Source organism: Mycobacterium sp. (assembly GCF_019243155.1).
In the GTDB taxonomy this organism is placed as follows: Bacteria; Actinomycetota; Actinomycetes; order Mycobacteriales; family Mycobacteriaceae; genus Mycobacterium.
This window is the reverse complement of sequence record NZ_JAFAUS010000023.1, coordinates 1-25,075: the sequence shown is the minus strand read 5'-3', so window position 1 is coordinate 25,075 and position 25,075 is coordinate 1. Positions and strand designations below refer to the sequence as shown.

Annotated in this window: 30 protein-coding genes and 1 pseudogene; 22 read left to right on the top strand and 9 right to left on the bottom strand. The window is 66.2% G+C overall.

Annotated elements, in window-relative coordinates; translation table 11 throughout:
* Positions 1-84, top strand: a pseudogene (locus JOZ00_RS01390) (mammalian cell entry protein); the annotation flags it as partial.
* Complete coding sequence (locus JOZ00_RS01385; RefSeq protein ID WP_293338692.1) at positions 84-575, top strand: mammalian cell entry protein; 492 nt, start codon at positions 84-86, stop codon at positions 573-575. The pseudogene JOZ00_RS01390 and the gene JOZ00_RS01385, both read left to right, overlap by 1 nt.
* Positions 576-585: 10 nt before the next feature.
* Here JOZ00_RS01385 and JOZ00_RS01380 read toward each other — a convergent pair whose 3' ends face one another.
* From JOZ00_RS01380 to JOZ00_RS01370, 3 genes are read right to left on the bottom strand one after another with little or no spacing between them, the layout of a single operon-like run.
* The gene (locus JOZ00_RS01380; RefSeq protein WP_293338691.1) at positions 586-1,164 is read right to left on the bottom strand and encodes a hypothetical protein; all 579 of its coding nucleotides are present in this window, start codon (positions 1,162-1,164) and stop codon (positions 586-588) included.
* A gap of 35 nt (positions 1,165-1,199) precedes the next feature.
* Entirely contained in the window at positions 1,200-2,723 is a 1,524-nt protein-coding gene (locus tag JOZ00_RS01375; RefSeq protein ID WP_293338689.1) for a trehalose-6-phosphate synthase, read from the bottom strand.
* Positions 2,724-2,888 carry a hypothetical protein gene (locus tag JOZ00_RS01370; RefSeq protein ID WP_293338687.1) on the bottom strand — a complete coding sequence of 55 codons (165 nt, stop codon included), beginning with the start codon at positions 2,886-2,888 and terminating at the stop codon, positions 2,724-2,726.
* Positions 2,889-3,187: 299 nt separating this feature from the next.
* Here JOZ00_RS01370 and JOZ00_RS01365 point away from each other — a divergent pair, with 299 nt between their 5' ends.
* The 4 genes from JOZ00_RS01365 (at position 3,188) to JOZ00_RS01350 (ending at position 6,727) form a co-directional block, all read left to right on the top strand.
* Complete coding sequence (locus JOZ00_RS01365; RefSeq protein ID WP_293338685.1) at positions 3,188-3,949, top strand: DivIVA domain-containing protein; 762 nt, start codon at positions 3,188-3,190, stop codon at positions 3,947-3,949.
* Positions 3,950-4,039: 90 nt separating this feature from the next.
* Complete coding sequence (locus JOZ00_RS01360; RefSeq protein ID WP_293338683.1) at positions 4,040-4,975, top strand: enoyl-CoA hydratase; 936 nt, start codon at positions 4,040-4,042, stop codon at positions 4,973-4,975.
* Between the two features lie 98 nt (positions 4,976-5,073).
* Positions 5,074-5,916 (top strand): SDR family oxidoreductase, encoded by an 843-nt coding sequence (locus JOZ00_RS01355; RefSeq protein WP_293338681.1) that lies wholly within the window; start codon positions 5,074-5,076, stop codon positions 5,914-5,916.
* A gap of 25 nt (positions 5,917-5,941) precedes the next feature.
* Positions 5,942-6,727 (top strand): SDR family NAD(P)-dependent oxidoreductase, encoded by a 786-nt coding sequence (locus JOZ00_RS01350; protein WP_293338679.1) that lies wholly within the window; start codon positions 5,942-5,944, stop codon positions 6,725-6,727.
* Between the two features lie 96 nt (positions 6,728-6,823).
* Here JOZ00_RS01350 and JOZ00_RS01345 read toward each other — a convergent pair whose 3' ends face one another.
* The 3 genes from JOZ00_RS01345 to JOZ00_RS01335 form a co-directional block, all read right to left on the bottom strand.
* Positions 6,824-8,383: an LCP family protein gene (locus JOZ00_RS01345; RefSeq protein ID WP_293338677.1), complete on the bottom strand. Its 1,560-nt coding sequence runs from the start codon at positions 8,381-8,383 to the stop codon at positions 6,824-6,826.
* A 292-nt stretch (positions 8,384-8,675) separates the two neighbouring features.
* On the bottom strand, positions 8,676-9,011 hold the full coding sequence (locus JOZ00_RS01340) for an integrase (protein ID WP_293338675.1): 336 nt from the start codon (positions 9,009-9,011) through the stop codon (positions 8,676-8,678).
* A 23-nt stretch (positions 9,012-9,034) separates the two neighbouring features.
* Positions 9,035-9,307 carry a hypothetical protein gene (locus JOZ00_RS01335; protein WP_293338674.1) on the bottom strand — a complete coding sequence of 91 codons (273 nt, stop codon included), beginning with the start codon at positions 9,305-9,307 and terminating at the stop codon, positions 9,035-9,037.
* A gap of 61 nt (positions 9,308-9,368) precedes the next feature.
* On the opposite strand from JOZ00_RS01335, the gene JOZ00_RS01330 reads away from it, so the two are divergent.
* The 3 genes from JOZ00_RS01330 to JOZ00_RS01320 all read left to right on the top strand — a co-directional run bounded on the left by JOZ00_RS01330 (position 9,369) and on the right by JOZ00_RS01320 (position 11,189).
* The gene (locus tag JOZ00_RS01330; RefSeq protein ID WP_293338672.1) at positions 9,369-10,517 is read left to right on the top strand and encodes a TDT family transporter; all 1,149 of its coding nucleotides are present in this window, start codon (positions 9,369-9,371) and stop codon (positions 10,515-10,517) included.
* A gap of 123 nt (positions 10,518-10,640) precedes the next feature.
* Positions 10,641-10,940: a hypothetical protein gene (locus tag JOZ00_RS01325; RefSeq protein ID WP_293338670.1), complete on the top strand. Its 300-nt coding sequence runs from the start codon at positions 10,641-10,643 to the stop codon at positions 10,938-10,940.
* Between the two features lie 69 nt (positions 10,941-11,009).
* Positions 11,010-11,189 (top strand): hypothetical protein, encoded by a 180-nt coding sequence (locus tag JOZ00_RS01320; protein WP_293338668.1) that lies wholly within the window; start codon positions 11,010-11,012, stop codon positions 11,187-11,189.
* Here JOZ00_RS01320 and JOZ00_RS01315 read toward each other — a convergent pair.
* Entirely contained in the window at positions 11,186-12,679 is a 1,494-nt protein-coding gene (locus JOZ00_RS01315) for an amidase (RefSeq protein ID WP_293338666.1), read from the bottom strand. The two genes, JOZ00_RS01320 and JOZ00_RS01315, sit on opposite strands and share 4 nt — an antisense overlap.
* A gap of 99 nt (positions 12,680-12,778) precedes the next feature.
* Here JOZ00_RS01315 and JOZ00_RS01310 point away from each other — a divergent pair, with 99 nt between their 5' ends.
* The 5 genes from JOZ00_RS01310 to JOZ00_RS01290 all read left to right on the top strand — a co-directional run bounded on the left by JOZ00_RS01310 (position 12,779) and on the right by JOZ00_RS01290 (position 16,798).
* A complete protein-coding gene (locus tag JOZ00_RS01310) occupies positions 12,779-13,654 on the top strand; it encodes an alpha/beta hydrolase (protein WP_293338664.1) in 876 nt (291 codons plus the stop codon).
* A gap of 225 nt (positions 13,655-13,879) precedes the next feature.
* The gene (locus tag JOZ00_RS01305; protein ID WP_293338662.1) at positions 13,880-14,281 is read left to right on the top strand and encodes a nitroreductase/quinone reductase family protein; all 402 of its coding nucleotides are present in this window, start codon (positions 13,880-13,882) and stop codon (positions 14,279-14,281) included.
* A gap of 162 nt (positions 14,282-14,443) precedes the next feature.
* Positions 14,444-15,091 carry a S1 family peptidase gene (locus JOZ00_RS01300; protein ID WP_293338660.1) on the top strand — a complete coding sequence of 216 codons (648 nt, stop codon included), beginning with the start codon at positions 14,444-14,446 and terminating at the stop codon, positions 15,089-15,091.
* Positions 15,092-15,285: 194 nt separating this feature from the next.
* A complete protein-coding gene (locus tag JOZ00_RS01295; protein ID WP_293338658.1) occupies positions 15,286-15,756 on the top strand; it encodes a lipoprotein LpqH in 471 nt (156 codons plus the stop codon).
* Positions 15,757-15,796: 40 nt separating this feature from the next.
* Positions 15,797-16,798: an MAP_0585 family protein gene (locus JOZ00_RS01290; protein ID WP_293338656.1), complete on the top strand. Its 1,002-nt coding sequence runs from the start codon at positions 15,797-15,799 to the stop codon at positions 16,796-16,798.
* Positions 16,799-16,871: 73 nt separating this feature from the next.
* Here the strand turns inward: JOZ00_RS01290 and JOZ00_RS01285 are convergent, their stop codons facing one another.
* A complete protein-coding gene (locus tag JOZ00_RS01285) occupies positions 16,872-17,819 on the bottom strand; it encodes a transglycosylase SLT domain-containing protein (protein WP_293338654.1) in 948 nt (315 codons plus the stop codon).
* Between the two features lie 186 nt (positions 17,820-18,005).
* Between JOZ00_RS01285 and JOZ00_RS01280 the strand changes: the two genes are divergently transcribed.
* Both JOZ00_RS01280 and JOZ00_RS01275 read left to right on the top strand, forming a co-directional pair.
* Positions 18,006-19,946, top strand: a complete 1,941-nt coding sequence (locus JOZ00_RS01280; RefSeq protein WP_293338652.1) for a KUP/HAK/KT family potassium transporter — start codon at positions 18,006-18,008, stop codon at positions 19,944-19,946.
* A gap of 81 nt (positions 19,947-20,027) precedes the next feature.
* Positions 20,028-20,840 carry a DUF732 domain-containing protein gene (locus JOZ00_RS01275; protein ID WP_293338650.1) on the top strand — a complete coding sequence of 271 codons (813 nt, stop codon included), beginning with the start codon at positions 20,028-20,030 and terminating at the stop codon, positions 20,838-20,840.
* 26 nt (positions 20,841-20,866) lie between these two features.
* On the opposite strand, the gene JOZ00_RS01270 is transcribed toward JOZ00_RS01275, so the two are convergent.
* Positions 20,867-21,079: a CsbD family protein gene (locus tag JOZ00_RS01270; RefSeq protein WP_293338648.1), complete on the bottom strand. Its 213-nt coding sequence runs from the start codon at positions 21,077-21,079 to the stop codon at positions 20,867-20,869.
* 271 nt (positions 21,080-21,350) lie between these two features.
* Here JOZ00_RS01270 and JOZ00_RS01265 point away from each other — a divergent pair, with 271 nt between their 5' ends.
* From JOZ00_RS01265 to JOZ00_RS01240, 6 genes are all read left to right on the top strand, one after another.
* Entirely contained in the window at positions 21,351-21,536 is a 186-nt protein-coding gene (locus JOZ00_RS01265; protein ID WP_293338646.1) for a hypothetical protein, read from the top strand.
* A gap of 198 nt (positions 21,537-21,734) precedes the next feature.
* On the top strand, positions 21,735-22,979 hold the full coding sequence (locus JOZ00_RS01260; protein ID WP_293338644.1) for a hypothetical protein: 1,245 nt from the start codon (positions 21,735-21,737) through the stop codon (positions 22,977-22,979).
* Between the two features lie 10 nt (positions 22,980-22,989).
* On the top strand, positions 22,990-23,562 hold the full coding sequence (locus tag JOZ00_RS01255; protein ID WP_293338642.1) for an LpqN/LpqT family lipoprotein: 573 nt from the start codon (positions 22,990-22,992) through the stop codon (positions 23,560-23,562).
* Complete coding sequence (locus JOZ00_RS01250) at positions 23,552-24,289, top strand: hypothetical protein (protein WP_293338640.1); 738 nt, start codon at positions 23,552-23,554, stop codon at positions 24,287-24,289. Before JOZ00_RS01255 ends, JOZ00_RS01250 begins: the two co-directional genes overlap by 11 nt.
* 206 nt (positions 24,290-24,495) lie before the next feature.
* Positions 24,496-24,795: a hypothetical protein gene (locus tag JOZ00_RS01245; protein WP_293338638.1), complete on the top strand. Its 300-nt coding sequence runs from the start codon at positions 24,496-24,498 to the stop codon at positions 24,793-24,795.
* Positions 24,792-25,075, top strand: a 284-nt coding sequence (locus tag JOZ00_RS01240) for a hypothetical protein (protein WP_293338636.1), incomplete at its 3' end; no start/stop codon positions are given. The genes JOZ00_RS01245 and JOZ00_RS01240, both read left to right, overlap by 4 nt.

Below are 25,075 nucleotides of genomic sequence, written 5' to 3'. Positions count from 1 at the left end.
TATCGTTTGCGCGTCATCGTGCACCAAGACGATGCCGGCAAGATGACCGGTTACGACCTGAAGTATCCAGACGGGGGTAATTGATGCGGTGGCGGCGACGGCTGCTCGTCGCCGCGGGCTACCTCCTGATCGCGGTGTTCGTGGGGTTGTCCGCGGTGGCGGGCTGGTTCTATTGGGGTCGCGTCGAGTCACGCGGCGAGGCCGCGGCGCGCGCCGTCCTGCCCGGCTTGGCCGCCAAGGAGATTCCCGCGGTTTTCGCCTACGACTACCAGACCGTCGAACGCAGCCTCAGTGATGCGTACCCGATGTTGACGCCCGACTATCGCCAGGAATTCCGGAAAAGCGCTAACGCGCAGATCATTCCGGAAGCCAAGAAGCGCGAGGTGGTCGTCCAGGCCAACGTCGTAGGCGTGGGAGTCATGACCGCCAAACGGAATTCGGCGTCGGTGATGGTTTTCATGAACCGCACCGTGACCGACAAGTCACGACAACCCCTCTACGACGGCAGCCGGCTGCGGGTGGACTTCAAAAAGATCGGCAAGCAATGGCTGATCGCCTACATCACGCCGATCTAGCCCGCCTGCTTCAGTAGCACATCGCAATGCCGTTGCAGTACAACGGATAACGCTGGACAGGGCTCGGTGGGGGCCCGGTCATGTGCAGCGAGAACGGTTGCTTCTTCATCTCCGGCTGCATGCCGCAGACGGAGCCGTGCATGGTGGTGTGAGTGCCGCTCATCGTCTCGTCGCTGAACGCGAAGTTTTCGGTGGACGGCGCGGTGCCGCCACCCGGACATGCGACGCCGTCAGCCTTGTCCACCTTGAAAGTCCAAAGCATGCTGGACATCCGGGCCCGGCCGCTGAAGTTCTGCAGCTTGTCGGCAGCGCTGATCTGCTCGGACGTCGAACTCACGATGTTCAGCGCGCACTGCATCGCGAAAACGATCGGGTCGGAATAGTCGTTCATGTTCCGGGTTCCGGATGGCTGGTCGCACAGCGCCGAAATCGTCCAGGTGACCCCGGACACCCCCGCCTCGTCGAAGGAGTAGGTGCCGTCGGCCGGTGGTCCAACCGCACGCGCGGGGTTGTCCGACTCGAGCGCGATCCCGATGGCGACGGCGGAGCAGATGCCTGCCGTGGCGGCCAGCCCGCGACGGAGCTTCATGGTCCCCTCCCTTCGAGCCTTACCCGCCTTGAGTATCACAGCGTTTCGGCAGCAGCACCATGGGGTTCGGCAGAGCCATCGGCGTCGCGGGGACGTGACTCCGCGAGGGCGTCGAGGAAGGACCTCGCCCAACGGTCGACGTCATGGGCGAGCACTTGGCGTCGCAGCGACCGCATCCGGCGCCGGCCCTCTTCGTCGGACTGGTTGAGCGCGGCCTCGATGGCGTCCTTGACGCCTTCCAAATCGTGCGGGTTCACCAGATAGGCCTGGCGGAGTTCGGCGGCGGCGCCGGTGAATTCGCTCAGCACCAGCGCGCCACCGAGATCGCTTCGGCACGCGACGTACTCCTTGGCGACGAGATTCATGCCGTCGCGCAGCGGGGTGACCAGCATGACGTCCGCGGCCACGAAGAACGCGATCAATTCGTCACGGGGGACCGGCCGATGCAGGTAGTGCACCACCGGATGACCGACCTCGCCGTACTCGCCGTTGATGTGACCTACCTGGCGTTCGATGTCGTTGCGCAGCAACTGGTAGCTCTCCACCCGTTCGCGGCTCGGCGTCGCCAGCTGCACCAGCACCGTGTCGTCGCGCTTCGCGCGGCCCTCGGCGAGCAGTTCGGAGAAGGCCTTCAGCCGGACGTCGATGCCCTTGGTGTAGTCCAGCCGGTCGACGCCGAGCAGCACCTTGCGGGGGTTGCCGACCTCGGCCCGGATCTCGCGGGCGCGGCGCCGGATATCGCGGTGCCGGGCCGCCTGGTCGAGGGCGCTGGAGTCGATGGAGATGGGGAAGGCGCCCACCCGGACGCTGCGGGACCCGAGATCCACCTCGCCGTACCGGGCGCGCACCCCCACCGATCCACGCGAAGTGTTGACGCCGATCAGCCGCCGGGACAGGAACAAGAAGTTCTGGGCCCCGCCGGTCAGGTGGAACCCGACCAGGTCGGCGCCCAGCAGGCCCTCGATGATCTCGGTCCGCCACGGCATCTGCATGAACAGCTCGACCGGCGGGAACGGGATGTGCAGGAAGAAGCCGATGATCAGGTCGGGCCGCAACTCGCGCAGCATCTTCGGAACCAGTTGCAGCTGGTAGTCCTGGACCCACACGGTTGCGCCCTCCGCGGCGGCACGCGAGGTCGCTTCGGCGAAGCGCCGGTTGACGTCGACGTAGCGGTCCCACCACTCGCGGTGATAGATGGGTTTGACGACCACATCGTGGTACAGCGGCCACAGCGTGGCGTTCGAGAACCCCTCGTAGTACTCGGCGATGTCGTCCGCGGACAGGCGCACGGGGCGAAGTTCCAGGTCTTCCTGGACGATGGGCTCGTCACCGGGGCCGTCACCGTCGTCGGCGATGCCCGGCCAGCCGACCCATGCCCCACGGCGACGGCGCAGCAGCGGCTCCAAGGCCGTGACCAGGCCGCCGGGGCTGCGCTTCCAGCTGGACGTGCCGTCGGGCAGCCGCACCTGATCTACGGGCAGGCGATTGGCAACAACCACAAAGTCCGAATTCCCGAAGGACGATGATGCCTTCGAGTCGTGCCCGCCCCCGGGAGTCATCTACGCGTCGATTTTTGCGGGCCCAATGCCGAGCATGGAAAGGAAGACGCGGCACTCGTCGGCGTCGGTCGCGTAGGCCGCGACGACTCGCCTGGCCTGGCTTGCCGTGCTGTCGGCGACCGGTTCGACGTCGCCGATTTCGCCAGGATCAGATTTCGTAGCCATGTCCTAACTGTAGGCGACGTTGCTGGCGACCCGCAGTGGTCACACCTGCTAAACGGAGCCGAGCCCGCTGAAGGGGGCTTCTTGTCGGCGCGGTGGGGCAGGATAAACGGGTGGACGCGGACGTGGTGTTCGAGTTGATCCGGGTCCAAGCGCTGATCGGGCGGGTCACCTCTGGGCGTATCCCGGTGGACGTCCGTTGTTCAGCTGCAAACAATGCAGGTGTACAACGCGCGGACTAACGTCTGTCCCACCAACCCGCACGTAAACGTTCCTCGTGACGTCGGACTCGTCGGAGATGCATGGTTCTCACTCCAGCTGATGTCCACAACGTCGCGTTCTCGAGGCCCAGGATCGGCAAACGCGGTTACGACGAACAGGAAGTCGATCTCTTCGTCGATCTGGTTGAGCAGGAGCTGATTCGTCACCTGGCCGAGGAAGGCGAGCTCCGCGGCCGGTGGACCAAGCTCCGCAATCGGTACGGGGAGGTGCAGAAGCTGGAAGCCGAGTTCTTCCAGCGCGTAGCCGCCCTGAGTCAGCAGGAATCCGAACTCGCCCAGCGCGCGGCGCAGGTCGCCAAGCGGGGCGCCCCGCTTCCCCAGCAGCTGGCCCAGCTTCGCTATCGCGAAGCCCAGGCGAGCCAGCGGGAAGCCCGCCTTGCACAGCACGAAGCCGAGCTTCGCGAACGCGAAGCCGAGCTCGTCCGATGGGACAACGAGCTCCGCCGCCGCGAAGCGGAGCTACAGCAGCGATCCCAGCGGCCCGCGCCGCAACTGAGGGCCGTGCCGGACGCGGCCGTCAACGGAGCGCCCCTCGACGAGTTGCCTTCGGCCACTTCGGTGCACGGGCGCCACGACATGGAGCGGATGGCGATAAGGGCCGTTACCGACCCGCTCGGAAACACCGTGACCGAGACGGTCCACGAGCGGACGCGTCGAAGCCCCGCCGATGACGCGTCCGCCGAATTACAGCGGCTGCGGGACGAGAACGCGCAACTCACTCACTCCTTGCGCTTGCTCAAATCCGCCACGGCTCTGCTCGCAACCGCGCTGGATCGCACGTAGTCCGTCACGGTCAACCCCAGCGGGCAGCCGCTTACACACTGGCCGTAATGTGTAAACAAGTCGGAGCTGACAACAAGCGAGGTGGGCGGAATGACACTGTCCGAGCAGGCCGGTTCGCAAGCGGCCAATGCCGATTCCGAAGAGCTGGTGACTTATGAAACCCTCGACGACGGCCTGATCGCCCGGATCTGGCTCAACCGGCCCGACGCCCACAACGCACAGAACCGCGGCCTGCTGGTTCAGCTCGACGAGGCGTTCGTGCGTGCCGAGGCCGATGACACAGTCCGCGTGGTCATCCTGGCCGCCAAGGGCAGGAACTTCTCGGCCGGCCACGACCTCGGCTCGGAGCTGGCCCTGGCAGAGCGGGCGCCCGGACCGGCACAGCATCCGACCTTTCGGGGCAACGGCGCGACCCGCGACCCGATCGCGGAGAAGACTTACCTGCAGGAGTGGCACTACTTCTTCCAAAACACTTGCCGCTGGCGCGAATTGCGCAAGATCACCATCGCCCAGGTGCAGGGCAACGCGATTTCGGCGGGGCTGATGCTGATTTGGGCGTGCGATCTGATCGTCGCCGCCGACAACGCGAAGTTCAGCGACGTGGTCGCCGTGCGCATGGGTATGCCGGGCGTCGAATATTACGCTCACCCTTGGGAATTCGGTCCGCGCAAGGCCAAAGAGCTGCTGTTGACCGGCGATGCGCTGGACGCCGACGAGGCCTATCGGCTGGGCATGGTGTCCAAGGTTTTCCCCGTCGACGAATTAGCCGACAAGACACTGGAATTCGCGCGACGCATCGCAGAGCGGCCGACCATGGCCGCGCTGCTGATCAAGGATTCGGTCAACGCCGCCTCCGATGCGATGGGATTCAGTGAGGCGCTGCGGCACGCGTTCCACATTCACGAGCTAGGCCACGCCCACTGGGCGGCCCACAACGAGAACAGGTACCCGGTTGGTCTGCCGCCCGACGTCGAGGACTGGCGTAACGCCAAGCCGACCAAGCTGGCCCGCCGCGATACGCCTTAGCGCGCTGCCCGCCGATCGCGTGCACGGGGGACCCGTGACCACCGCGATCGGCGCATGGTTCGATAACTAGAACCTGTTTCAATTGAGAGGCGGCTCGCGTGCAGCTTTCTTTCGAGGACCGGACGTATCTGGTCACCGGCGGTGGCAGTGGGATCGGCAAGGGCGTGGCCGCCGGGCTGGCCGCCTCGGGGGCTTCCGTCATGATCATCGGCCGCAACGCCGACCGGTTGGCGGCGGCCGTCGAAGAGATCGAAGCCGTTGCGGCGGACGGCGGCTCGGCCCGCTACGAACCCGCGGACGTCACCAACGAGGACGAGGTCGCGCGCGCTGTTGACGCGGCGACGGCCTGGCACGGGCGGCTGCATGGCGTGGTGCACAGCGCGGGGGGCTCGCAGACGGTCGGGCCCATCACCCACACCGACTCGGAGGCGTGGCGGCGGACCGTCGACCTCAACGTGAACGGCACGATGTACGTCCTCAAGCACTCCGCACGCGAAATGGTGCGCGGCGGCGGCGGCTCGTTCGTCGGCATCTCCTCGATCGCGGCCAGCAACACCCACCGCTGGTTCGGGCCCTACGGGGTCACCAAGTCAGCCATCGACCACATGATGATGCTGGCCGCCGACGAACTCGGCGCGTCGTGGGTTCGGGCCAACAGCATCCGGCCCGGCCTGATCCGCACCGATCTCGTCGACGCGAGCATCATCCAGTCACCGGAGATCAGCAGCGACTACGCCCTGTGCACCCCGCTGCCGCGGGTGGGCGAGGTCGAAGACGTCGCCAACCTGGCCATGTTTCTGCTCAGCGACGCGGCCGCGTGGATCACCGGGCAGTGCATCAACGTCGACGGTGGACACATTTTGCGCCGGGGTCCCGACTTCTCATCGATGATGGAGCAGATGTTCGGCGCCGACGCGCTACGCGGAGTGGTGTCGACCTGACCCGTCGAGCGAACGGGAGACGCGGATGAAGCGACTCGAGGGCAAGCGGATCCTGGTGACGGGCGCCGCGTCGGGGATCGGCCAGGCCACCACGCTGCGGTTGCTGGACGAGGGCGCCACCGTGGTGGGTTCCGACGTCGCGGTAGACGGGCTGGACGCCACCAAGGCGCAGGCGGGTACGGCCGCTGATCGCCTCGTGAACCTGTTGATGGATGTGGGCGACGAGAACTCGGTGGTCGACGGCGTCCGCTCGGCCGTCGAGCAGCTGGGCGGTCTCGACTCTCTGGTCAACGCGGCCGGCATCCTGCGGGCCGCGCACACGCACGAGACCAGCCTCGAACTGTGGAACCGGATCGTCGGCATCAACCTGACCGGGACGTTTCTGGTGGTGCGGGAAGCGCTTCGGGCGCTACTGGCGAATCCGCGCAGCGCGATCGTGAACTTCAGTTCCACGTCGGCGTCCTTCGCACATCCGTACATGGCGGCGTATGCGGCGAGCAAGGGGGGAATTCAGGCCTTCACCCATTCCCTGGCGCTCGAATACGCCAAGGACGGCCTGCGTGCGGCGTGCGTGGCGCCGGGCAGCATCAAGTCCGGCATCACGGACGCGACCGGCGGATACATCCCGAAGGACGCCGACTGGTCGCTGTTCCCGCGGCTCATGCCGATCCTGCCGACGACGGTCGAATCCAGCGGCGCCGGCATGGCCGAGCCCGGCGCGATCGCCGGCGTCATCGCCATGCTGGTGTCCGACGACGGCGCGTGGATCACCGGCACCGAAATCCGCATCGACGGCGGTACCCACGCTTGATCGCAAGCGCGGCGACCCGCTTCGCGCGCTTGCGATCGCCGCTTGATCGATGGCGGCGACCCGCTTCGCCCGGCTTCGCCGCGCTTGCGATCGCCGCTAGTTGACGCAGGGCACGCCACCGCCGTCGATCGGCTTGCCTTGATCGGGCGTCGGATACGTGGTCGTGGTGCCGTCGTAGTAGTACGTTTTGGCCTTGCTACTGGTCGTCGTCGTGGTGGTCTCGTCCGTCGTGGTGGTCTCGTCCTGCGACGGCATCGTGAAGTTGGTGTCCACGGTCACCCGGATGTGTCCGGGCGCCAAGCTGGCGTCGGGCTGCTTGGGGGCGTCGAGGCCGAGCAGGGTCGCCACGATCTTGGCGTCGGTCTCCGCGCCGGCGCTGTACTGGATCGTGGTCGCGGTCGGCTCGCCCGAATCGCGGTCGCGCACTTGACCCGCCGTGTAGCCGTGCTTTTTCAGGGCCCGGGACACTTCGGTGGCGAGCCCGCTCATGCTGCCGGAGTTGATCACGTCCACGACGGTGGTCGGACTGGGTTTGGCGGCGGTGGTGGCCGGGGTGGTTGACGGCGGGGGAGCGCCGATGGCCGTGGCGACCTCGGCCTTGATCGCGGACTGGTCGATGATGTTGACGTCCTGGCCGTCGATGTTGTCGTAGCGGACCACCGGGAGCGTCCGGAATTCGACGTTGCCGCTGGACGCCAGTGAACCCAGCCGCTGGATCATGTCCTCGTCCCACCCGGACGACAGCACGACGTCCTTGCGCGCCACGGCCATCAGGTTCTTGAGCTTGTCCAGGTTGGTGAAGGTGCCCGTGGCCTGCAGTTCCTGCATGACCGAGGAGATGAAGGCCTGCTGGCGGTGGGTGCGGTCGAGGTCCCCGTTCTCCAGTTCGTGGCGCTGCCGGACGAACGACAGCGCCTGGGCGGCATCCAGCCGCTGACGCCCGGCGGGGAAGTCCGCACCCGAAAACGAGTCTTCGACGGGGTGGTTCAGGCACACTTCAACGCCGCCGAGGGTCTGCGCCAGGTCGTAGAAGCCGGCCAAGTTGATCTCGGCGAAATAGTCGATGGGAACGCCGGTGAGGCTTCGCACCGCGCGCAGCGTCGCCGCCCGGCCCGCTTCGCGACCCTTCGTCTCGAGTTCTTTCTGGGTGGCCGTGCCCTGATTGGCGAGCTTTTGCGCGACGTACTGTTTGGTGAGGCCGTACGCCTCCTTGATCTTGATGTGGTTGTAGCCCGGAACTCCGGTGAAGGGCACCCAGTCGTCGCGCGGGATCGAAAACGCGGTCACTTTGTCGTCGGCCCCGACGTGCACGAGTATCAGGGTGTTGGTGTTGTAGCCGCCGTCGTCGGAATCGCCCGCGTGCAGGTGCTTCAAGATGGACCAGGGCAGGTCGTTGCCGTCCTGGTCTTTCCGCGAGTCCAGCCCTATGAGCAGGATGTTCATGTTGTCGCCGCTGGACCGCGGATCCTCTGGACGCAAGGCTTCCGAAACGGTGATGCCCCCCAGTGCGCCGTGAGCCACGTAGTAGCCGGCCCCGGTCAGCCCCACCGCCGCCACCGAGACCAGCGCCATGAGGCTGCGCGCCAGCCCATGACGGAATCGCGAGGGCTGACGAACGGCGCGATGACGGTGATGAGCACCGCCAGAGCGTGCCATCACAAACCTCGGCCCAAACCCCGCGCATCACCGGGCGCCGCAACTGCGGCGGTCTGCGGTGATGTCGCTTCAGGCATGGCGTCAAGTATGCGGTAGCGCGCTGTGAAGCCCCGAATCGAGAGCGCCCGGCTCGATGCCCCCAGCCCGCGGGCCGAAAGCGAATTCACGCCGAAAATATCGCGCTGACCAGGCCTTTCTGGCCGCGACCTGCCTCGATCGTCTCGGCGAGGTCTCGGCGGAGACACATAGCCGGCGAGATCGGTCCGAAGTTGTTATCTGGCCGACACCGCCGTCAGCAATACGGATACTCGATGTGCCACCGGCCGTTCACGTAGTCCGCGCGATAAACCCCGCCCAGCTGCGGGTTCGCATCGTGAACGACGCCGGAGCCGCCGACGTAGGGCGCGAAGCCAGGCGGATCCCAGGTGACCGACTGCGGGTTGGGCGGCAGATCGGGGGTGCAGTTGTGCTGTTTATTGACGTAGCCGTCAATCACCTTCTGCTCGGCGCTGGCCTGATCCCCGCCATCGGGCGCCGGGTCGGCGACGGCCAGGGCGCCCGGCGTCAGCAGGGCCGCCACGACCAGTCCGGCCAGGGTCGAGGCCCCGGCAGTTCGACCGGTGCGCATCTTGCCTCCCAACGACAGCAGCGTCAGCGGGCTTTGACGAGGTCCTCGCCCGACTTGTAGTAGATGGCGATATCGGAGCCGGTGATGATTTCAGCGAGGTAGACACCGACCGGTTCGACCTCGTAGTAGTAGTGGACATAGCCTGCGGCGTCCAGCGCCGTCTCGCACGAGAATCCGGGTGCGCCGCATCGTTGCTTGGTGGGTGATGCGAGAAGCGCGAGCAGTATGACGCCGACAATCGCCACCACCAGCGAAACTCGGTTCGGCGCCCGCCTGGTTTGCCCCGGATGCGTCACCGTTGGAGTGTAAGCGGCGAATCCCGAAGATTTCAGCGCGGCGCAGTAGGGTTTCACAGCTGTGGCCGCTGCAAACCCGGACGCCGCGCCGTCGCCCCAGACACGGGTCGAAGTGCTGGGCAACATCGGCCCGAACTGGTTCGCCTCGGTAATGGGCACCGGGATCGTCGCCACCGCAGGTGCCACGCTGCCCGTCCACGTCGTGGGGCTGCGCGCATTCGCGCAATTGGTCTGGGTGATCGCGGCTGCCCTGCTGGTGGTGTTGATCGTTCTGGTTGGCGGTCACTGGTTACGTCACCCCACCGTGGCCCGCGGTCACGCGCGCAACCCGCAGATGGCTCACTTCTACGGCGCCGCGCCCATGGCGCTGATGACGGTGGGCGCGGGAGCGGTCCTGGTCGGCAAGGACCTCGTCGGCGAGCGCGTCGCCGTCGACCTGGACTGGGTGCAGTGGACCGCGGGCACACTCGGCGGGCTGTTCACCGCCTTCAGCATCCCGTTTTTGATGTTCACCATGCACGCGGTCGAGCCCGATGCCGCCTTCGGTGGCTGGCTGATGCCGGTCGTTCCGCCGATGGTGTCCGCGGCGTCGGGCGCGCTGCTGCTGCCGCACATTGCGGCGGGAACGGGCCGGCAGACGATGCTGTACGGCTGCTACGCGATGTTCGGGCTATCGCTGGTGGCCTCGCTGAACATCATCGCGATGATCTGGACGCGGCTGACTCTGTACGGCACCTCGGGCACCGCCCGCGTTCCGACGCTGTGGATCGTGTTGGGCCCGCTCGGTCAATCCATCACGGCGGCAGGGCTTTTGGGGACAAACGCGGCACTCGTGGTCGATCCTTGGCTCGCCGAGGACATGAACGCCTTCGCGATCCTGTTCGGAGTGCCGGTGTGGGGGTTCGCGGTGTTGTGGATCGCGCTTGCCAGCGCGCTGACGGTGCGCACGCTGCGGCGCGGAATGCCGTTCGCGCTGACCTGGTGGAGTCTGACCTTCCCCGTCGGAACCTTCGTCACCGGAACGTCCCAACTCACCGGGCACAGCCATCTGCCCGCGTTCCGGGTGGCTGCGGGCATCGCCTACGCCGGCCTGCTGTTCACCTGGCTGCTGGTCACCGTGCGCACCGCGCGCGGCAGTGTGCGCGGCAACCTGCTCAAGCTGCCGCCGAGCACCGCGCCGGTAAAGGCAAGCAAGGGCTCGGTGTCCTGAGACAAACCGCCTGCAAAAAGGTGACTTCGACTTTGAATGACGTTCACCCGGCCGGACTAGCGTGACCACGCGTCAGCAGCGTGAACCGAAACCCCACAACAAGATGTATGGCGGTGATGAGCGATGACGAGCGTGACGCACCAAGAGCACGCACAGCACGAGCACGCCCACGGCGAAGGATGCGGCCACGTCGCGATCCCACACGGGGATCACGTCGACTACGCGCACGACGGACACCTGCACCGGCGGCACGAGGATCACTACGACGAGTGTGAACCGGCCGGCCACGCGGTGCACGAGGCTCACGACCACGTCCACGGCGAGGGTTGCGGCCACGTCGCTGTGCCGCACGGCGATCATGTCGACTACGTGCACGACGGATGTCGGCACGCGGCCCATGACGGGCACTACGACGAGCACTGACGTCCCGCACGTTTTACCGCCCGGTTGTTGCGGGTAGGCCTCCCTTCGAGCAGAAACGGGGGTTTACCGATGCGCGCTGAAGAAGGCGACGAAACGGTCAACGACTACGCCGTCGAGGGAAGGCAGACGCTGGGCAGAATTCAGGCCATCCAGCGGTCGGGCGGCAAACGGCTGAGCGAGATCGCCGGGCGCTTCGCCAGATTGTGGCGTGGCGGTGCGCCGGAGGACAGGTCCGGCCCGACCCGTTAGTTGGCCGCCACGGGAGCGGGGTGGCGGTGAGCCCACGGTTGGGCCTCTTCGAGTTGGGCGGCCAACTGCAACAGGTCGCCGTCGGCGCCCAGCCTCCCGACGAACTGCACTCCCAGCGGGAGTCCGGCGTCCGTCCAGTGCAGCGGCACGCTGATCGCGGGGCGGCCGGTGAGATTGGCGAGCTGTGTGTAGGGCACCCAGCCCAGGCTCTCCTGAATCAGCTCATCGAGAATTCCGCTGAGCGCCATGACTTTTCCCGCACGCAGCTTGCTGACGATGCGTGCCACTCTTTGGATGGCCGGCGAGGTTGACGTGGCACCGATCAACAGCGGTGGAGTGGCCAGCGTGGGGGTCATGAAGTAGTCGTAGCCTTCGTGAAAGGTCGCCAGCGACTGGATGTAGTCGTGTCTGTTCTCGGCCGCCTGTAGGGGAGCGAGGATGCCGGTGGATCGGGCGAGTTCACCGATGGCCAGGGTGTCGGCTTCGAAGTCGCTGTCGCGGGCACCCAGGCGCTTCTTGATCTCGGCCACTTGCCGATGCACCTGCGCGAACCAGATGGTGAGAAAGTCCCGCGCCAGAGCGGCGTCGTCGTAGGGCGGCCTCACCTCTTCGACCTGGTGGCCGAGTTCGCTGAGCAGCGCCGCCGCCCGCTCGACGGCGGCGACGGCCTCGGAGTCGGGATGCGGGTTGATGGCCGAGCTGGTGGAGTACCCGACCTTGCACGTGCCGGGGCGACGCTTGATCTGTTCGGCGAACGGCTCGTTGGGAAGGGCGACGCTGTAGGCGGCACGCGGGTCGGGGCCGATGATCGCGTCGTACAGCGCGGCACTGTCGCGCACCGTGCGGGAGACGACCCCCTGTGTCGCCATGCCCAATATCGGCTCGCCGGTCTGGGGTCCGTAGGGCGTCAGACCGCGGCTGGCCTTGAGTCCGAACAGCCCGTTGCAGGCGGCGGGGATGCGGATGGACCCGCCGCCGTCGTTGGCGCCAGCAGCCGGAACGATGCCGGCCGCCACCGCGGCACCGGACCCGCCCGAAGAGCCGCCCGGGGTGCGGGTGGTGTTCCAGGGGTTGCGCGCCGGGCCCCAGTAGTCGGATTCCGTGATGCCCTTGGCCCCGAACTCGGGGGTGTTGGTCATGCCGAAGACCACCAGGCCCGCGTCCAGAAACCGTTGTGTGACAAGGGCGTGCCGGTCGGCGACGTCGTTGGCCAGCGCCCGGCACCCGCACGTGCTGGGAAAGCCGCGGTATTGCTGGTCGAGGTCCTTGAGCAGAAAGGGCACGCCGGCGAACGCTCCGCCGAGTTCCGGGTCGTCCGCCTGCTTGTCGGCGACGTCATCGAGGCGGCGGACGATCGCGTTCAACCGAGGATTCACCGAGTCCGCGCGCGCTCGTGCCAAGGCGAGAAGCTCGGCCGGCTTGATCTCCCTGCGCTCGACCAACTCGGCCAGCGCGGTCGCGTCCAGGGACATGTACTCGTCCAGATGCATCGATCTCTCCCATGGTCGCGCCCACCGATGTGCCCTGGCTGCATCGTATTGGAGTTGAGTCGACGCCGGCCGCGTGTGGGAGCGCCCTAGTATCACTTGATGCCTACGGCCGCTGAACCGTTTACGATCCAGGCGCGCGACGGTGTTCGCATCGTCGCTGATCGCCTGGGCGACCCCCAGGCCCGCGCCGTGGTGTTCCTGCACGGCGGCGGACAGACCCGCCGCTCGTGGGGCAAGGCGGCCGCGGCCGTCGCCCACCGCGGGTGGCAAGCCGTCACCGTCGACCTGCGAGGGCACGGCGAATCGGACTGGTCCAGCGATGGGGACTACCGCGTCGTGAGCTTCGCCGCTGACGTCCAGGAAGTGCTCGGCGAGCTGCCGCCGCAACCGGTTTTGGTCGGGGCGTCGCTGGGGGGATTCACCTCGATGCTGCTCGCGGGAGAGATCTCGCCGGGCATCGCCAGCGCCGTCGTGCTGGTGGACATCGTGCCGAACATGGATCAGTCCGGGGCCAACCGGATACATGCCTTCATGGCCGACCGCGTGGAATCGGGATTCAGCTCGCTCGACGAAGTCGCCGACGCGATCGCCGAATACAACCCGCACCGGCCGCGGCCCACGGATCTGGAAGGCCTGACCACCAACCTGCGACGCCGCGGCGATCGTTGGTACTGGCACTGGGATCCGCAGTTCATCAGCGGCACCGCCGCGTTTCCCCCGTTCGAGGTCACCGACCCCGACCGGATGCACACGGCCGTCGAAGCCATCCTGCGCAGCGGGGTGCCCATGCTCTTGATTCGTGGCCAGATGAGCGACCTCGTCAGCCAGGACCGCGCAGACGAATTTCTCGCGCGCTTTCCGCAAGTCGAGTTCACCGACGTCCGGGGCGCGGGACACATGGTTGCCGGGGACCGGAACGATATTTTCGCCGACGCCGTCCTGGACTTCCTCGCCCGGCACGTCGACGGTCGGTGATACGGCGAGCCGCCGGAAGGATGTGGCCGACAACCGATTACAGGTGTGGACCGTTCGCTGCCGTCCGGCGTGCGTGCGATAGGTGCACAAGCTCGATCGCAATAGGGTCTAAAGTCCCTAGGAACTTTCCGAGGGGCAGCCCTAACGTCACTGAGGTTCGACAGGTCGAACTGCGAGGGACGTCTCGTCGGCCAGGTCGTCAGGGCGTGCGATGAAGGAGCGCGGATGGTCCTCGACGGGGTGCGGGAATTCAACAAGCGCGTGCTGAATCCCGTGATGAAACTTGTCGCCGGCCAAAAGTATTGGTACGCGGGCGTAATCGAGCACCCTGGACGACTCTCGGGCAAACCGCACACGACTCCCGTTGTGATAGAGCGGGTTACCGACGGTTTCATCATCCCGCTGCCCTACGGGGAGACGGCGGATTGGGTTCGCAACGTCCTGGCGGCCGGGCGGGCCACCCTTCGTGTTCACGGGGCGACGTATCAAGCCGTCAAGCCGGAGATCATCGACGCGCCGACGGCATTTCGGCAACTATCGCCACGCCGGCAACGTGAGTTCGGCCGGTTTCAGATCAGGGACTACCTCAAGATGCACCCCTCGGCCGAGGTGCCCGCAACCGATTGAGTCCGCTCCGTCGGCAGGGGCGGCAGACACCATGAATACTGTTGTCTCCGTCTATCGTTCACCGTGTCCGCTCGGCGTCCGCCACGACCCCGACCCGGTGTGACGTCGCTGAATGACTTTCGCGCTGTTACCATCTCCCGACACAAAGTGGAGGAGGGCGGTGTGACCACACCTTGGTTGCGCGGGTTGGGCCTGGTTGGTGCCGTGGTGGTGGCCGCGGTGACGTCGGCAAACCCTGCGCTGGCCGCCGTAGCTCCGACGCCGGGCATCAAAGTCAATGATGAAAAGGGTGGTTGCACAGCGGGGTTCGCGGCCCAAGGCAGCGACGGCAGCTACTACCTGATGACCAGCGGGCACTGCGACGCCCACGATGGTTCGCGATGGACCTATGGCGACGAGACACCGCTCGGCAAGATCTCCAACAGCGAGCAAGAAGGCGACAAGCGGGACGCCGCGATCATCCGGCTCGACCCGGGCCTCGGTGCGCCAGGGGGCGACATCGATGGCAGGTACGTGGTCCGGGACGTGTTGAGCCCGGCGCAGATTCAGATGGGCATGCCGTTCTGCAAGGTCGGCGCAACGACCGGTGAGACGTGCGGTGCCATCACGGGCATCCAGGGTGACGTGGTCGAAGCCAGCGTGTTCAGCCTGGACGGCGACAGTGGCAGTCCCGGCTTCGTGAAGAACGCCGACGGCACGGTGAGCGCGGTCGGCCTCTTGATGTCGTCACCTGACGGCGACGACAACACCACCTACTTCGCGATGATCAGTCCGCTGCTGGACAGGTGGGGTCTGCACGTCCTCCCCTGAGTCCCGGCTACGTGTAACGGGCGGGGCCGTGACCAGCGCATGTGACGGGCCGTAACGTAGCGTTTGCAATGGTTCGGGAGAGGGTATTTGCAGGAGCGGCCTAGGGCGCGTCCATCCGGGGAGAGCCTGAATTGGTCGCTTGCAGCGGCCTTGACGGAGACGCAGCGGAACCAGCGACACGAAGGAGAGCAGTAGTGAAGCGTGGGATCGTGGTCGGAGTAGCCAGTGTGGCCGTGGTAGTCGCGGCCTGCGCCGGTTGTTCCAGCAACAAATCGAGCACGGGAGCGTCGGGATCGTCAGCCGCGGGGGCGCCGGCCGGCCCCCAGGTGACGGTCGACGGTCAGAAGCAGAACGTCAGCGGTCAGGTCACGTGCACGGCCGCGGGCGACAACACCAACATCGGTATCGGTGACCCGACGGCCGGAGTCGGCGCCGTGGTCAGCAATGCCAACCCGCCCATCGTCCATTCGGTCGGCCTGGGCAGCGTCAACAACATCACGCTCGGCTTTTCCGACGCCGCTCCCAACCAGGGTGGCAACGCGGGAGCCGTGGTGAACGGCAAGTCCTATGCGATCAAGGGCACTGCGACGGGTTCGGACATGAGCAACCCGCAGCAGCCGCAGCAGGTGACCAAGTCTTTCGAGATTGACGTGACCTGCCCGTAGTGCAGGCGATCGACACCTAAGAGGGGACGCAGCTATGTCTATGAAACGTGTCGTCGGCACGGTCGCGGTCGCGGCCGGCCTTGGTATTTCGGCGGTGACCCTCGGCGCGGGTTCCGCCTACTCAGCCCCGCTGGACCCGCCACCGCCCGGTCCCACTCACAGCCCAGGTGGCGGTGGTGGTGGCGGCGGCCAGCCCGGTGGTGGCGGTGGCGGCGGCCAACCGGGTGGACAGCCCGGTGGATCCGCTGGCGCCCCCGGTGGGCAACCGGGCGGGCAGAACAACCCGCCGCCGCAGGGCGGGCATGGGCAAAACCCGCCATCGCAAGGTGGGTCGCAGGGTGGGCAGCCCAACCCGCCGCAGGGCGGACAGAACCCGCCGCCGGGTGAGCATGGGCAGAACCCGCCGCAGGGTGGAGAGAACAACCCGCCTCAGGGTGGGCCCAACAATCAGCCGGGGGAGCACGGCCAGAACCCGCCGCCTGGCGAGCATGGGCAGAACCCGCCGCAGGGCGGACAGAACAACCCGGGTGGCCCTAACAATCAGCCGGGGGAGCACGGGCAGAACCCGCCTGGTGGTGAGAACGCTCCGGCGCACGGGCAGAACCCGCCGCCGCCGGCGCACCAGGCCCTGAACCCGCCGAGCACGCAACCTCCGCACCCGGCCTACGTCCCGCGGGGCACATACGCGAGCGGTAACGCAGAGATCGGCGGTCCTGGAGGTGCTGCTGGTGGGTTCAGCATCGTCGACCACGGGGCCCCGCCTCCGCCGCCGCCGCGCGGACACGGCTGGAACGACGGTCCGGCGCCGGGCCACCCGCCGCCGCACTGGGAGGGCGCACCGCCTCCGGGTGGTTGGGGCGGTCCGCCGCCTCCGGGTGGCTGGAACCGCCCGTGGGCGGGTCCGCCGCAGCGTGACGTGGCCGTCGCGCAGGTCGACTTCGGCCCGTTCCAGTACGAGACCTTCACCGCCATCCCGGTCTTCAACTGGCAGTTCGGTGGTTGGGGCTTCTGGTACATGGGCGTCTGGGTCCCGCTTTACTGAGGCACTAATTGAAATGGCCGCCCCGGCACCGGTCGGGGCGGCCATTTCATTGCCGGATAACGGCAGGCAGTGATTACTGCGGATGGCTCGCCAGGTAGTCGCGGACCGGGATCGGCGATGACTCGGCGTAGCCGATGGGCAGCAGCACATCGCCGGCGGTGGTGTTGCAGTAGACGTCCCAGCGGTAGTAGCCCGCAAACGCGGCGGGGTCGGCCGCGATCAGCGCCGCGTATTGATTGACCGCCCGCACGTATTCGTCGGCGTGGTTGTAGCGGTAGATCGCGTGATCACGATCGCCGGCAAAGCCATTCGCGGCGAGGTAGCGCCCCGCGGCCAGGATGCTGTCGTGCGGCGAATTGATGTCGCCTCCTTGGCCGTAGCTGGCGAAGGTCGAGAGCAGGAATTGCATGGGACCTTGCGCGTTGGCGGTGCTGACGCCGTTGATGCTGCCGAAGCGCGTCTCGACGAAGTTGATCGCAGCCAGATAGTTCCAGCTGACTCCGGACTCCGACTCCGACTCCGCCTGGTGGTAGTAGGCCATTAGCTCGTCGGCTGGGGCCGGTGGCTCAATGCGCCACGCGGGCAACGTGTCCCGCACGGATGTCATGGCGGTGAGTTGCCGACGGGCGTCGACGTTGCGGTCGTACACGTCGAGTAACGGCGGTGGGATCCGCGGTCGCACGACCGCGTCCCAGTCTGCGTGTCGCCCGATCGCGCGGTAGGCCGCCTGCTGGCGGTGCGCCGCCGCTTCGAGTTCGGGCTCCGGCGTTCCCGGATCGCGCAAAGCATGTTCGTCGGCGACGAGGTCGTCGGCCACCTGCGCCGGGTCGGATGCCAGCCCGGGTTGCGCACCGGCGGGCTTGCCCGCGTCCGCGGGCACCATCCGCGTCGTCGCCGTGGACGGTGTCGCCACCGTGGTCGCCGAGCGGGCCGCCCTGTGTGGCGGCGTCGGGGCACAGCCGACGAGTGCGAATATGACCGCGCCGACGGCGACGGCACGCTTAGGGCTCACTGTTATCACTTCCGTCGATCGCCTCGATTCCTGCCGGCCACGGCTGGGGTGGCCCACAGCGAGTCTTTCGCATCGGACCGGCTGACATCAATGCGTTAACGGCCGCCTGCTCGAATGGTGGGGCATCAGATTCCGACTTAAGATCGACCCGCCGCGTCACCGCCTGCAACAACCCACTGGTAGAGGACCTCGCCAATGCCTCCGCAAGTCAGGCCGGCGCTGCCGCTTCGCGGCATCTTCGGTAACCAGAAGGCTCGCTCGTCCCTCGTCGTCGGAGCGCTCGGAGTGGTGTTCGGGGACCTCGGAACAAGTCCGATCTACACAATCCAGACGATCTTCGACCCGCACGACCCCCATCCGATCCCGATCACCACCGACAACCTTTACGGCGTCGTCTCATTGATCTTCTGGTCGGTGATGGTCATCGTCACGCTCACCTACGTCACCCTGGTGATGCGCGCCGACAACGGCGGCGAAGGCGGCATCATGGCGCTGATCACCTTGGTCCGCCAGTTCGCCGGTCACGGAGGACGCCGCACCGCGATGTTCCTGTCGGTCCTCGGCATCTTCGGCGCCTCGCTGTTTTTCGGCGACAGCATGATCACCCCGGCGATCTCGGTGATGTCCGCGATCGAGGGACTCAAAGTGGTCGAGCCACGGCTCGGCGGCTGGGTCGTGTGGATCACCGCGGTGATCATCGTTGTCCTGTTCGCCTTTCAGAGTCGCGGCAGTGCCGCCCTCGGTCGCATGTTCGGTCCGGTGATGATCGTGTGGTTCACCGCCATCGCTGCGTGCGGGCTTCGCGGCATCGCCATGCACCCACAGATCCTGCGGGCGCTCTCACCCGTCTATGCGCTGACGTTCCTCAGCGCGCACTTCGAGGTGGCCTTCTTTTCGCTGGCCGCGGTGGTGTTGGCCGTGACGGGCGCGGAGGCTCTGTATGCGGACATGGGCCACTTCGGCCGCGCGTCGATCACCCGGGCCTGGCTGTTCATCGTCATGCCGGCCTGTGTGCTCAGCTATTTCGGGCAGGCCGCGCTGCTGTTGGGCAACAACAGCGTCGTCGACGCGCCCTTCTTCTTGCTTCCGCCGGGTTGGGCGCGACTGCTGATGGTGCTGCTGGCGACCGCGGCCACGGTGATCGCCTCGCAGGCGGTGATCACCGGCGCCTTTTCGGTGGCGTCGCAGGCCGCTCAGCTCGGCTACTTGCCCCGACTGCGGGTCGTGCACACGTCGGAGTCGACGATGGGCCAGATCTACGTGCCCTGGATCAACAGTCTGCTGATGGTCTCGGTGCTGATCCTGGTGTTCGCGTTCCGCAGTTCGGCGGCACTGGCATTCGCGTTCGGAATGGCGGTGACCGGGACGATCACCATCACGACTTTCCTTTTCTTCTATCTCGCCCGCACCCGGTGGGGCACGCCGCTGTGGCTCGTCGTGATCGGTGGCGGCGCTCTGTTGACGGTCGACCTCCTCTTCGTGGCGGCCAACCTGACCAAGCTGGTTCACGGCGCATGGGTGCCGCTCCTGATCGGCACCTTGGCTTTCATCGTCTTGACCACCTGGCAGCGAGGCAGCGAGCTCGTCACGCTTGCCCGGGCGCGTGCGGAGGGGCCGCTGCGCGAATTCGTCGACCAGCTGACCGGTTACCGGCCACCGCTGGTGCGCAGCGCCGGCACGGCGATATTCCTCAACCGCGGCAAGGAGACTGCGCCGCTGGCGTTGCGGGCCAACGTCGAACATAACCGGGTGCTGCACGAACAGGTGGTGATCCTGTCGATCGACACGGTGCCCGCGCCGCGGGTGCCCGACCCCGAGCGACTGGAAGTCGACGCCCTCGGCGACATCCACGACGGGATCATCCACGTCACCGCCAACTTCGGATACATGGAACGGCCAAACATCCCCGCCGCCCTCCGGCTGTTGGACGCGCAGCAAACCGAGGGACAGATCGCGCTCGACGACGCCTCGTACTTTCTTTCCAAGCTTGAGCTGCGGGCGGGCTCCGCTCCGACCATGGCGGCGTGGCGCAAGCGACTCTTCGTCGCTACCTCCTACATCGCGGCGGACGCAGCCGAGTACTTCAGCTTGCCCATTGACCGGACGGTGGTCATGGGTGCGCGGATCGAGGTTTAGCCGTCGTCCGACGCGCGGACGCACCGTCTCACTATCGATCGGGACTTGTGACATCGCCGTGACACTCTCAAACTGGTTGATATGCGCGACCGCGAAACGATCGATTCAGAATTGCGGCGCATCGCTCTGGGCCGTCAATCGATCCGCGAACAGGGCGGTCAGCCGTCGTACCGAGAAGCAGACGAACTGCTCGACGAGCTTCTCGCCCACAGCGCGGGGATCCCATATCCCGACCCGGTGGCAGCGCCTGAAATCGATTTCGTTCCCGAAACATGGTTGGGGCACCACAAGACTGAGAAGGCAACGCCGCCTCGCCGGCGTAAAGGTCGCCTGCTCCGCGCAAGCCTTTTCGCGGCGCTGCCGCTGTCGATAGTGGCCATGATCGCCGCGGTGGTGGTGATGTTCGCACTCCGCCAGCACTATTCATCGACCCAATCGACAGAAGCACAGCCGAGCGAAGCCCCGCCGTCGGCTGCGCCGCCACCTAGTCGAGTTGCGCCGACGGCGCCCGCACCCGCGCCGCAAATCAGCATTGCCGACACGGCATTCATCTCCGCACTGAAGCAGGAGGGGGTGCCGGTTCCCAGCCAGGACTACGTGATGGGCCAAGGGCACGCGGTGTGCGACTTCCTTGCGCACCAGCCGAATTTCTCGGATGCGGTCGGATTCGTGCAGCGATCCTCGATATGGGACGCCCATCAAAGCGCCAGCGTTACCGCCGGCGCGATCATTGCGTACTGCCCGCAGTCTCAGCCGACGGTCGCCGACCAGATGCAGCCGGCCTATCAGAACACTCTCAACGATTTGCAGGCCATCGAAGGAAAACTGCATGGCATCCAGGGGGACCTGCAAGGGATCCAAGATGACTTGCACGGCCTCCCGGGCCACCCGTAATCCGGGTCAGCGCTGAGAATTACGGCCTATATCTGTCGCCGCCGACGAGGCATCTGTCGCCGCCGACGAGGCAGGAAGGCGTCCTTGACCTTTTCACCTGCGTCTCTCAGGTGAGCCGCGCGCTCGTCGGCTCTACCCTCGGCTTCCAGCGCCGGATCTCTGACCGCCCGGCCGATAGCCGCCTTGACCTTGCCTGTGACTTGATCGACCTTGTTCCGAGCTTTGTTCGCACCGCTCACTGGCGTGCCCTTCTCCCGTTCCCGATGATGCGCGCTTAGAGGCGATTACCCGTTTTCGGCCTGACCCACCCGGGGCCGAAGGCCGACACCTTCTGGCGCACAGGCCCATCGACCCTCGCAGCGGCACTTGGGCGCGGACATACCGGTAGGCACTTGAATCAAAATATTGCATACTTAAATATTTATATAACGCACTATTTACGACTGTCAGTCCGATAGCATCCATGCACCTGGATGTCACACGAACCCGAATGAAAGGACGTGACTAGCGGTGAACACGCTGCCGTATCGAAACCACCACTACGGCGACTGGCGCGACATGACCGTAGAAGAACTGCGCGGCCGGCTGCTCCTCCAAGTCATGTCGTGGTGGCGCCGCGTGACACTGATGGACCTCTACGACGACCAGCAAACGGAGGGCGTCCTGCACCCGCAACGAGGCAGTACGGCTGCCTGAGCCTTCGCCCCGCCCGCTCGATGCGGGGGCGAGGTGAATTGATTACCGAGCCGGCGCTAGTAATCTTGCCCACGAGCTCGGAAGGGGGGCGGCGATGCTTGTCGGTGCCGGTTTGTCGCGGTCCTTTTCCCCGGCGTCACCGTGCACACTGCCCAGAACCGGGTTGATGACCTGCCGGGCGAGTTAGCTGACTAATCAATGCAACTGCGCTACATCAGCATCCCGGCTCTGATCGCCGCGGCCGGTGGTGACCCGTGGGCGATCAATCAAAGCTTGCAGGCGGGTAGCCCGTTGCAGATTTCCAATCTGGCCGAGGCCTTTCACAACGCCGGCGTGTGCACGGCAGAGGCCACCAATGCGTTCGAGCAAGCGCGGACGCGCTTCGATGCCGCGTGGAATCACCAGAACGGCGATCATCCGATCAACGACTCCGACGAAGTGCAGCGGGTGACGAAATCTCTTGGGGCGCAGTCCCTGCAGATTCCGAAGATCGGTGTGGACCTGGAGAACATCGCCGCGGCGCTGGCTGAGGCGCAGAAGACCACGGCGGGGCAGATCGCGTCGCTGGAAGCCAAGCTGCAGGAGCTCGACGACCTGATCGGCGAAGCCGACGAGGTGGAAGACGACGAGGACCTCAGCGCGGCCGACTTCGAGGCGCTCGAAGCGTTGATCAGCAAATGCGAAGACGACGCCATAAGCGACACCAAAGGCGCGCTGGGCCAGGTGCAGGCAACACGCGACGGCTACGCGAACACGTTGCAGAACGCGAAGGCAAGCCTGCACGCGGACGGATATGACTCGGTAGGTGCCCCAGCGGAAGCCGGCCCCGCACCGGCCCCAGCGGGAGTCGGCCCCACGGGAGCCGGCCCGACACCCCCCGACCATCCCGGCGGGGGTCCCGGTCCCCCGACGACGGGGGACGTGCTGATCGGGTCTGCGGGTGCGGTGGCCGGTGGTACCGCCGACGGTGTGCGTCAGGCGGCGACCAATTTGATCGGCGATTCCCCCGGTACTGGTCCCGGAAAAGCTGACCCGGGCTTACTGAAGTGGCTCGAGGATCCAAAGATCGGCGGACTTGAACTCAAGGGGTTCTCCCGCGTCGGCGGGGTGGTTGCCGCGGCCAGCGCTGTACCCGCCGTCATGTCCGACATCCATGACGGCAACTCGGTGCCAGAGGCCGTCACCCGCGAGAGTGCAGGTGTCGCCGTCGGTCTCGCGGCCGGCGGTTGGGTGGGAGGCGCGGTGGCTGGGTCGGAGCTGGGTGCAGCGCTAGGTTCGGTCGTTCCGGGGGCGGGGACCGCGGTTGGCCTGGTGGCAGGCGCCGTTGTCGGAGCGGGCGCGAGCCTACTGGCGTCCAAGACGGTCGAAGTGGCCTGGCAGCCGGTCGCGGATGCGGTCGGGAGTGCGGTGCACGGCGTTGAATCGGTCTTCGGTTTCGGGTAGGGCGGCCACGATGCGTTTCGATGAGTTCGTAGAAAAGCATGGCGTTGCTGTGTCCCCGGTCGATCGGTTTGCCGGTCTTCTCGTGGAGGTGGGGGTACCGCCGGGCTGGGAACCTTTCGATTCCGCTGTGGGAGCCCGTGTGTGGGTTTGTCGCGCCGACCCGCGCATCGAAGTGTTTTGCGCTAACGCAGTGTTGACGATGCATCGCGTCCAGGCCGCTCTGGACCCCGCCGGAGTGTTCGCGATGCTGGCCGAACAGCAGTTGCAGTCGGTGCCGGGCTGTAGCGAGGTGCGCCGCGAGCTGGCTGCAGCGACCGAGGGGGCCGGCGTCACGGGGTTGCTTGCAATGCAGATCGCGCATGAACTCGGCACCATCGACAGCGCGTCACAATCGAGGATCATCACGGCTGAACAGGAGACGCTGATAGCGCAGGTAACGGTAACCGCACTCCACGATTCGCCGGTGGATCGGACACAGATCTGGCTCAAGGCCCGACCGGGCCCGGTGGCAATTCCGATACCAGCAGGTCGCCGCGGCGTCATCCCGGTGACCGAACGCGAGAAGGTTACTGATGACAAGTAGTACGGCGAAAGGTCGTCGCGTGCGGGTACTGCGCTACGCCATCGGTGGCGCCCTGTGCCTGCTGGCGGGCATCAGCGTCCTAGTCGGATCGGCGTGGTACCTGCCGCTCGGCGTTGCTGCGACCGGCGTCGGCATCATTTATGGGAGCGGCCGCGGAGTTTTCCGCGCCGGCGTCAGTCGCGCCGGGGACGAGATTGTGTGCCGCTACATCCCTTGGTACGAGGGCAACCCGTACATCATGGCTGTGCTGATCCCGCTGATAGCGGTCGCCATGATCGGCGCAGGGTCTGCCCCTGGTTATCCCGCGTGGCTGCGGTACGGCGGGATCATCCTGCTCGCCATCTGTGCACTGCTGATGGCAGTCACCGTCTGGATCTTTCGGCGATCCCTTCTCCGCATCAACCCTTCGGCGTTGACCGTGCGAATAGCGGAGCGCGGCAGCGAGTTGACCAACATCCCGCGTGCGGATGTCCGGTCGATCGAGCCCAAACTCGTTTCAAACGTGACGGCGGGTACCGAGTCGTTGCAGGTCCAAGTCGCCTACCGGCCCGCTGTTGCCAGCAGCGAGACGACTGCGACGGTGATGCTCGGCCTGTATCTGAGTGTGCGGCCGGTTAACCTTCTCAACGCCCTCGTTGCCTGGAAAGACGGCGCCCACGACAACCCGAGCGAGCTGCTGGATCGGATCGAACGGATTCTCCGAGGCCAGTCGACGGCCGGGGTCTAACCGCCTCGAGAGTTCGGAGCCCCCTGTCAGGATTGAACTGTATTCACAAGCCAGTTCAGGGGTTCGGACTACGGTTGAGCTGCGAAAAGTCATCACTGTAGTTCACCGCAGTTATCTGTAACTGTGGGCAATTTGTGGGCACGGTGTGGGCACTGGTCGGCGAGGTGTGACGGCCTCAGACAAACCGAACCAGAAGGAGCTTCACCATGACCACCATCCCCGACAACATCGCACCCGTCCACGCGCCCCCGGACGCTATCGAAGTTCATGACTGGGTGCCGCGCGGCGAAGGTCTCGCTGTCCGTGTCTTCGACGGAACTGTCCGTGAGGCCGCCGGATTCACCATTCAGGTGGGGGGTGTGCAGCACGAGAATGGGACGTGCCGCCGCTGGGTCGGGATCGAAGCCGCCGGCCGCACGGTCGGCGCGACGATGGAGCCCGAATCGATTCGTCAGCTGTCCGCGGCGCTGTCCGCAGCGGCGGATGAGATCGAGGCCCGGCGATGACTACTACCGCGACTACTTGGCGTGAACTGCAAGACGAGCTGACTTTTGATCAGGTCGGTTGGATGCTCAACTTCGAGGCGACGGCCCTGGGCGACCCCGCCGGCGTCGCCGAGCACCTGCTTGAGGCCGCGCGTACGCACATCCAGCAGAACAAGATCGACGACGAACGCTTCGGGCATTTGCCGATGCCGGCCGGCGTCGAGAAAGCCATGCACTGGGAGGACGACGGCACCGGGCATTGGTCACGGCAATTCAGCGGTACACGCTCGGTGATCGTGCC